We start from the raw sequence: 8,378 nt of genomic DNA, 5'->3' as shown, positions 1-8,378 counted from the left end.
CCGCGATCTGGCACAACCGGACCACCGGCCAGCCCGTGACGAGATCCCTGATCGCCTACGACCACTGAACCAACTTCGGACTTACTCGTCTAGGCCGGGTCCGGCCGGCTGGACACCGACCGGGGAGCGCTGGCGGAGTTGGTGACGGAGCCGGTCCAGGATGAACGCAAGCCGACTCTCGGCCTCGAACTCGTCGCCGGGTGTGGCGAGCACCTGGTGCAGGTGGTGGACCCGGGCGCGCAGACGTGGATCGGCCAGGTCCGGCTCGTCGACGGCCCGCCCGACCAGCTCGGCGTCGAGCGCCGAGGTGTCGAGGTACAGGACCCGCTTACGGAAGCCGTCGGGTGTGGCGGCTCTGCCGTCGTGCGGCACGTACGGCGGCAGGAGGGTGACCGACGTACGCAGCGCGCCGTGCCGGTGCCGGTCCAGGTCGAAGCGGACCGCGCCGTCGTCGACGATCAACAGCGTCCACACCTCGTGGATGTGCCGGGGGTAGGCGTGGTCGACGAAATGGGCGTGGAAGACCTCGGCGACCCCGGCTACCGCGGGTCGCCACGCGCTGACGTGCGAGCCCGCCGGGCGGGTGGCCACGCTAAGAACGTACAAGACCGGTAGGTGTTCGGGCGGGCAGGCTCGACGCCATGACCGAACCGATCCGCTTTCCCACCAAGATCGCCGTGCTGCTCCGCAACGACCTGGCGGGCTGGCAACGGCTGAACGTCACCGCCTTCCTGGTCAGCGGCATCGCGAGCACGCTGCCGGAGCTGGTCGGCGAGGAGTACCGCGACGCGGACGGCACCGGCTACCTGCCGATGTTCGGTCAGCCGGTGCTGGTCTTCGCCGGGGACCGGGCGACGTTGGTCGGCGCGCACTCGCGCGGCCTCGCTCGTGGCCTGCGGCTGGCGATCTTCACCGCCGAGCTGTTCGCCACCGGCAACGACCGGGACAACCGGGCCGCCGTCCAGGCGGTCGGACGGGAGAAGCTCGACCTGGTGGGCCTGGCGTTGCACGCGCCGCGCAACGTGGTGGACAAGGTGCTCAAGGGTGCGTCCATGCACCCGTAACGGCATCCGTGGCGACGAAGGCATTGATATCGGCCTGTATGACTGTAATGATTAACACACTTTACAGTTGTTTCGCCGCCCCGGAAGGACCCCCACATGGCGCGACGATCGGCCGGGCTCACCCCCCGCCACCCCCGCATCAGACTGATCTCCGCGCTCGCCGCGGCCCTGCTCGCCGTACCGACCGGTCTGGTCGTCGGCGCATCGCCCGCCGTGGCCGCCGCGACGGGCAGCATCACCGGCTACGGCGGCAAGTGCGTCGACGTGGCCGCCGCGAGCTCGGCCAACAACACCGCAGTCCAGCTCTTCACCTGCAACGGCTCCACCGCGCAACAGTGGACGGTCGGCGACGACGGCACGATCCGGGCGCTGGGCAAGTGCCTGGACATCGCCGCGGCCAGCACCGCCAACGGCGCCCGGGTGCAGATCTACGACTGCAACGGCACCGGGGCGCAGCAGTGGTCGGCCAACGCCGGGCAACTGGTCAACCCGACCTCCGGAAAGTGCCTCGACGCGACCGGCCAGAGCTCGGCGGACGGCACCCCGCTGCAGATCTGGAGCTGCACCGGCACCGCCAACCAGACCTGGACGCTGCCCACCGGCGGCGGCACCACACCACCCCCGTCCGGTGGTTTCACGCACCCTGGCGTGCTGGTCAGCTGGGGTCAGCTCGACTTCGTCCGCGGCCGGGTGCAGGCCGGCGCGCAGCCGTGGGCGTCGGCCTACAGCCAGATGATGGGCAGCCGTTACGCCTCCCTGTCGCGCACCCCGGCGCCCCGTTCGGTGGTCGAGTGTGGTTCCTACTCCAACCCGAACAACGGCTGCACCGACGAGCGGGAGGACGCGATCGCGGCGTACACCGACGCGCTCGCCTGGTACGTCACCGGGGACGCCCGGTACGCGCAGAAGTCGATCCAGATCATGGATGCCTGGTCGGCGACGATCACCGCACACACCGGCAGCAACGGCCCGTTGCAGACCGGCTGGGCCGCTTCGGTCTGGCCCCGGGCGGCCGAGATCATCAAGTACACGTACACGAGTTGGCCCAACGCCAACCGCTTCGCCACCATGCTGCGCAACGTCTACCTGCCGGTGGTGCGCAACGGCTCGAACAGCAACGGCAACTGGGAATTGACCATGATGGAGGCCGCAGTCGGCATCGCCGTCTTCCTGGACGACCGGAGCGCCTACGACGCGGCGGTCACCCGTTTCCTCAACCGCACCCGGGCCTTCATCTACCTGCCCAGCGACGGCGCGTTGCCGTACACGATGCCCGGCAGCGGCCTGGACACCAGCGCCGAGATCATCGGCTACTGGCAGGGCCAGTCCACCTTCGTCGCCGGCCTCGCCCAGGAGACCTGCCGCGACTTCGTCCACACCGGGTACGGGATCTCCGCCATCTCGCACGTCGCGGAGACCTCCCGGATCCAGGGACGGGACCTGTACCCGCAGGTCGGTGAGCGGCTGCGCCAGGCACTGGGCCTCCACTCGCGCTACCAGCTCGGCGAGGCGGCACCCTCCTGGCTCTGCGGTGGCAGCCTCACCCGGGGCCTCGGGCCGATCACCGAGGTCGGTTTCAACGCGATGAGCACCCGGTTGGGCAACGTCATGACCAACACCCAGACCCTCACGTTGCAACAACGTCCGGCCGGGACGAACAACCTCTTCGTCGCCTGGGAGACGCTGACCCACGCCAACAACCCCAACTGACCAGGTCGCCGTGGGGGGGGGGGGGGGGCGGCGGGGCGCCCCCCCCCCCCCCGGGGGGGGTTGGGCCCCCCCCCCCCCCCCCCCCCCCCCCCCCCCCCCCCCCCCCCCCCCCCCCCCCGCACGNNNNCACGGCGGGGCCCGCCCACCACACCGTCGCGGGCGCGTGCCCGCCGCCCCCCCCCCCAAACACCCCCCCCCCCCCGGGCCGCGGGGGGGGCGCCCCCCGGCCCCCCCCCCCCCCCACGACGGTGTTCAGTTCTCGGCCCCCAGCGCCTCCACCGGGCTGACCCGCGACGCCCGACGGGCCGGCAGCACCCCGGCCAGCGCGGTCAGCCCGACCAGCACCACGAAGAGCCCGGCCAGCGGCAGCAGCGGCGCGGTCAGCGGTGCCTCGATCCCGAGGGCCTGGACGGCCAACCAGGCGTACGGAATGCCGAGCACCAGGCCGATGGTCGCGCCGATCACCCCGTACAGGCCCGACTCGACGGTCAGCATGGTGCGCAGACCGGTCCGGGACAGCCCGATCGCCCTGAGCAGACCGGACTCGCGTACCCGCTCCACCACCGACAGCGCGGTCGTGGAGCCCACGCCGACGACCGCGATCAGCACGGTCAGGCTGACCAGACCCACCGCGATCCAGACCAGGGTGCGCAGCAGCGCGTCGTTGCGGTCCCGATCGTCGGCGAGCACCGCGAGGCCCACCCCGTCGCTGCCCCCGATGGCCTGCCGCAGCGCCCGCACGCCGGCGGTGCGAGCATCCTCGCCGGCCCCGGCCGCGTCGGCCAGCAGACCGGTGTACGCGGCCGGCACGCCGAGCCGGTCCAGGTCCGCCGGGTCGGCGAGGATGCCCGTGTGCAGCGGGCCGTCACCGGGCAGGACCGCTGCCACCCGCACGTCGACCCGGCCGGTGGGAACGGCGAGGGTGACGGTGTCGCCGACCCGCAGGCCCGCGTCCCACGCGACCCAGTTGTTGATCACGATCCGTCCCGGGCCACGATCGGCCAGGGCGCCCTGGGCCACGTCCAGGGCCTTGGTGCTCGGCAACGCGGCCAGGTCCAGGTCGCTGGTCGGATAACCGGACTCGGCGTTGCCGAGCTTGTCGGCGCCGCGCAGCAGTGTCGCGTCGTCGACCCTCCGGTACGGCACCACCCGGGCCAGTGCACCGCGCGCCGCCTCGGCCCGGGTCACCACGGCCGGCGGCAGGGTCCCAGCGTTGGTCGTGACCTCGAAGTCGGTCGGAGCGGAGAGCGCCATCTCGCGGTCGGCGAGGATCTGCAACGACGCGCCGCCGATGACCACCCCGGAGATCAGGGTCACGCCGAGGGCGACCACGACGGAGACCGCAGCCGCCCGGCGTGGGGCTCCCCCGATCCCGCCGACCGACATCCGCCCGAGTGGCCCCAGCTGGCGCAGCGGCCAACCCACCACGGCCAGCACCGGGCGTACCAGCAGCGGACCGAGGGCCACCAGCGCGAAGAACGCCAACGCGCCGGACCCGATCAGCAGGAGCAGTGGCATCGTCGCGTCGTAGTTCGACTGGTCCGGCTTCGGCAACCGACTGATCGTCCCGACCGCCGCCAGGATCGCGCCGACGGCCAGGAGAAGCCCGAAGGCCAGACGCAGCACGCCGATGCCGCGGCGGCCGGCGGTGGTACTCGCCGACCGTAGGGCCTCCAGCGGGGAGACCCGGGCGGCGGAGAGCGCCGGTGCCAGCACGGCCAGCACGGTGATCACGACAGCGCCGATCACCACCGCGACCGCTGCCGCCAGCGGCAGGCCCGGCGAGGAGACCTGGTGGCCGGTGGCGCGCAGGACCGGCGGCAGCGCGTACCCGAGGGTGAGTGCGGCGGCGACCCCGACGACGCCGGCGACCAGCCCGGTCAGGGCGCCCTCGGCGGTCAGGGCCCCCACCAGGGTGGCCCGACTCGCGCCGACCGCCCGCAGCAGCGCGAGCTGCCGCATCCGCTGGGCGAAGACGATGCGGAAGGTCGAGGTGACCACCAGCGCGGCGGCGGCGACCGCGATGGAGACGAACATGCCGACCAGGATGAAGAGTTTCCCGACCTGCTCGGCCGCCGCGTTGGCCTCGGCGTCGCGTACCTCGGCACCGGAGCGGATCGGCTGGGCGGCGACCACGGCGGTCAGCCGTTGGCGGACCGCGTCGGGTGCGGTGCCGGGCGTCACCCGCACGTCCACGCGTTCCACGGCTGTCAGTCGCGCCCAGCCGATCACGGCGCTCTCCGGGGCGTACGCGTCGTAGCCGGCGTCGGCGGTGGTCTCCACCATGGCGGTCACGGTGAGCGGAGCGGGCGCGCTGAGGTCGCCGCCGGTACCGCTGGTGGTGGTGCCGACCGACAGCCCGAGCCGCTCGGCGGTGCGCGGGGTGATCGCGATCTGGCCCGGGGCATCGGGGTACCTGCCCTCGACGACCCGGACCGTGCTGAGTGGGCCGGTACCCGGATCGGACTGCAGGTTGAGGTATCCCTCGCCGATCGAGACGCCGGTGGCGACCCGGGCGACCGCCTCGGCCACCCCGGGCACGGCCCGGATCTGCTGCACGTCGCGCACTGTGGGTGGCGGCACGTCGACGCTGCCGATCACCAGGTCGGTGACGGCCGGGGTGCCGCTGAGGTTGTCCCGCACGGTCCGTTCGGTGACCTGTTGCACCAGCACGGCGCCGAAGACGACGAACGACGCGACCAGGATCGCCAGGCCGGTCAGGATCAGCCGGCCGGGCCGCCGGAGCGCGGCGGTCGTCTGGGTACGCAGCACTGTCGCCCTCATCGGCGGGCCGCCAGGTCACGCAGGGCGTCGGTGACCGACACCTGGTTCGGCTTGTCGATCTCGCCGGCCAGCCGCCCGTCGGCGAGCAGCACCACCCGGTCGGCGTACGCGGCGGCGATCGGGTCGTGGGTGACCATCACGACAGTCTGGCCGAGGTCGCGTACCGAGTCGCGCAGGATGGTGAGCACCTCCGCGCCGGAGCGGGAGTCGAGGTTGCCGGTCGGTTCGTCGGCGAAGACCACCTCGGGGCGCGCCACGAGCGCCCGGGCGAGCGCGACCCGCTGCTGCTGACCGCCGGACAGCTCGCTGGGCCGGTGGTTCAGGCGGTCGCCGAGGCCCAGCATCCGCACCAGGTGCGCGAGGAGTTCGGCGTCGGGCTGCCGACCGGCGAGGTCCAGCGGCAGGGTGATGTTCCGCGCGGCGGTGAGCTGTGGCAGCAGGTTGAAGGACTGGAAGACGAAGCCGATCCGTTCCCGGCGTACCCGGGTCAGCGTCCGGTCCGACTGGCCGGTCAGCTCCGTGCCGCCGAGCAGGACGCGACCGGAGGTGGCCGTGTCGAGGCCGGCGAGGCAGTGCATCAGGGTCGACTTGCCGGATCCGGACGAGCCCATGATGGCGGTGAACTCGGCCCGGCCGAAGCCGACCGAGACCCCGTCCAGGGCACGGACGGCGGTGTCGCCGCTGCCGTACACCTTCACCAGGTCGACCGCGGCTACCGCGGCGTGGCTGGTCTCCGGCGGGGCGTGGGTTGTCATCGTTCCTCCAGTGGCTGCGTGGTGACCGGGAAAGCCTCGCTGCGACCGGCGGGCGGACGCATCGGCCCGGGGCCGGGTATCGCCGGTGCGGGGTCTGCCTTTTGGCCGATCCGGCATCTCCGTCCGGCTGGCTACGCTGGGTCACCATGAGCACGCCGGATCTTCGACGATGGTGGGTACGCCTGGCCCAGACCGCCGGGCTGATGGCCATGGGGCTGCTCGCCCTCTTCGACCTGCGGTACAGCTCGCCCACGAGCCTGGCCGCCCTGCTGCTCCTGCTGGTACGGGTGGGGCTGGCGGTGGCGACGGTCCCGCTCTGGCTGCCGGTGCCTCGACCGGGCTCCCGCCGGCTGCCGTTGGCCGCGCTGATACTCGCCTCGGCGTCACTGGTCGTGACGGCGGCGATCGTGATCATTCCCGACGGCCGCTACGGGCTCGGTGGCGGCAGCTGGGGGCTCGCCGAGTCGGCCGGGCTGATCGGGGTGGTCTTCGTGGTGACGCGCTGGGGCGCGCCCCGATTCGCCCCGGCGGCGGCGGTGGTCGCCGGGCTCGCCGTCGCCGCGCTGCCGCTGCGTTCCGGCGCCGAAAGCCTCCTGGTGATCTTCGGTCTGCTTCAGGTGATCGCCGCTGCCGGCGCCGCCGGGGTGGGGCTCTACCTGCGCGTCGTGGCCGCCGGTCGGGAGCGGGCCATTGCCCTGGTACGGGCCGAGCAGCGTGCGGAGTTCGCCCGGGACCTGCACGACTTCATCGCCCACCACGTCACCGGCATCGTGGTGCAGGCACAGGGCGCCCGGTTCGTCGCCGAGCAGGACCCGCAGCGGGTGATCGTCGCCCTGGAGCAGATCGAGCGGGCCGGCGCGGAGACGATGGCCTCGATGCGGCGGATGGTCGGCATCCTGCGCGACCCGGACGCCCCGCCGGACGCGCCGCTGGCGCCACTGGCCGGGGTGACCGAGCTGGAACCGCTGCTGAGCGGGTTCAACGGCGCGGCGAACGCGCCGGCACGACTGCACGTCGACGGCGACCTGAACGGACTGCCGGTGGAGGTCTCGACGTCGGCGTACCGGGTGGTGATGGAGGGGCTGACCAACACCCGCCAGCACGCGCCGGACGCAAGGTCCGTGGCCGTGGCCGTGCGGCGTACCCCGGACTGGTTGCTGGTCCGGGTCGCCGACGACGGCGCGTCGCCGCGAACCGCGCCGGCCCGGGGGCACGGCTTCGGCCTGATCGGCCTCACCGAGCGGGTACGCGCCCTCGGCGGCACGATCACCGCCGGGCCCGGCGTCGCCGGTGGCTGGGTGCTCGACGCGGCGTTCCCGCTCCACGTGGCGGTGGCCCGGTGATCCGGGTGCTGATCGCCGATGACCAGGCCATGGTCCGGACTGGCTTCGGCATGATCATTGGCGCCCAGTCGGACCTGGAGGTGGTCGGCGAGGCCGCAGACGGCGTCCAGGCCGTCGAGCTGGCCCGACGACTGCGCCCGGACGTGGTGCTGCTGGACATCCGGATGCCCCGCCTCGACGGTCTGGAGGCACTGCGGCTGCTCGCGGGGCCGGGCGTCGCCGACCCGATCCGGGTGGTCGTCGTGACGACCTTCGACCTCGACGAGTACGTGCACACGGCGCTCTCCAACGGCGCGTGCGGCTTCCTGCTCAAGGACTCCGGCCCGGCCCTGCTGGTGGAGGCCGTCCGCGCGGCCGTGTCCGGAGACGCGCTGATCAGCCCCTCGATCACGGTACGGCTGTTGGAGCACCTCAGCTCGCCGGCCCCGGCGCGCGACGACGGCGGCCTGTCGCCACGGGAACTCGACGTCGTGAAGCTCGTCGCCCGGGGCCTGACCAACGCCGAGATCGCCACCCAGCTCTTCATCGCCGTGGGCACGGTCAAGACCCACCTGGCGAGCGTGCAGATGAAACTCAAGGCCCGCAACCGGGTCGAGATCGCCGCCTGGGCCTGGGAACGCCGCCTCGTCGGCTAAGGCGTGTTTCATAAGCCCGGTCAGAGCCATTCGCAGATGATGGTGATGGTCAGGACGGCCTGGAACCGGACGGCCAACTTGTCGTAG

Annotated in this window: 7 protein-coding genes; 4 read left to right on the top strand and 3 right to left on the bottom strand. The window is 72.8% G+C overall.

Going from position 1 to position 8,378, the window contains the following annotated elements; genetic code table 11:
• Positions 1 to 81: 81 nt before the first annotated feature.
• The gene (locus tag ACIBEF_RS31725) at positions 82 to 591 is read right to left on the bottom strand and encodes an AraC family ligand binding domain-containing protein (protein ID WP_396797097.1); all 510 of its coding nucleotides are present in this window, start codon (positions 589 to 591) and stop codon (positions 82 to 84) included.
• Between the two features lie 50 nt (positions 592 to 641).
• On the opposite strand from ACIBEF_RS31725, the gene ACIBEF_RS31720 reads away from it, so the two are divergent.
• Both ACIBEF_RS31720 and ACIBEF_RS31715 read left to right on the top strand, forming a co-directional pair.
• Positions 642 to 1,064 (top strand): DUF2000 family protein, encoded by a 423-nt coding sequence (locus ACIBEF_RS31720; RefSeq protein ID WP_396797095.1) that lies wholly within the window; start codon positions 642 to 644, stop codon positions 1,062 to 1,064.
• 96 nt (positions 1,065 to 1,160) lie between these two features.
• Positions 1,161 to 2,774 (top strand): ricin-type beta-trefoil lectin domain protein, encoded by a 1,614-nt coding sequence (locus tag ACIBEF_RS31715; RefSeq protein WP_396797094.1) that lies wholly within the window; start codon positions 1,161 to 1,163, stop codon positions 2,772 to 2,774.
• Between the two features lie 252 nt (positions 2,775 to 3,026).
• Here ACIBEF_RS31715 and ACIBEF_RS31710 read toward each other — a convergent pair whose 3' ends face one another.
• Positions 3,027 to 5,558: an FtsX-like permease family protein gene (locus ACIBEF_RS31710; protein WP_396797092.1), complete on the bottom strand. Its 2,532-nt coding sequence runs from the start codon at positions 5,556 to 5,558 to the stop codon at positions 3,027 to 3,029.
• Entirely contained in the window at positions 5,555 to 6,313 is a 759-nt protein-coding gene (locus tag ACIBEF_RS31705) for an ABC transporter ATP-binding protein (RefSeq protein ID WP_396797091.1), read from the bottom strand. Before ACIBEF_RS31705 ends, ACIBEF_RS31710 begins: the two co-directional genes overlap by 4 nt.
• A gap of 146 nt (positions 6,314 to 6,459) precedes the next feature.
• Between ACIBEF_RS31705 and ACIBEF_RS31700 the strand changes: the two genes are divergently transcribed.
• Positions 6,460 to 7,656 (top strand): sensor histidine kinase, encoded by a 1,197-nt coding sequence (locus ACIBEF_RS31700; protein ID WP_396797090.1) that lies wholly within the window; start codon positions 6,460 to 6,462, stop codon positions 7,654 to 7,656.
• Positions 7,653 to 8,291, top strand: coding sequence for a response regulator (locus ACIBEF_RS31695; protein ID WP_396797088.1), 639 nt, complete (start codon positions 7,653 to 7,655; stop codon positions 8,289 to 8,291). Before ACIBEF_RS31700 ends, ACIBEF_RS31695 begins: the two co-directional genes overlap by 4 nt.
• The last annotated feature ends 87 nt before the right edge of the window (positions 8,292 to 8,378 follow it).

This window comes from Micromonospora sp. NPDC050795, assembly GCF_044456785.1.
Classification (GTDB): domain Bacteria; phylum Actinomycetota; class Actinomycetes; order Mycobacteriales; family Micromonosporaceae; genus Micromonospora.
This window is presented reverse-complemented; position numbering and strand designations above follow the sequence as displayed.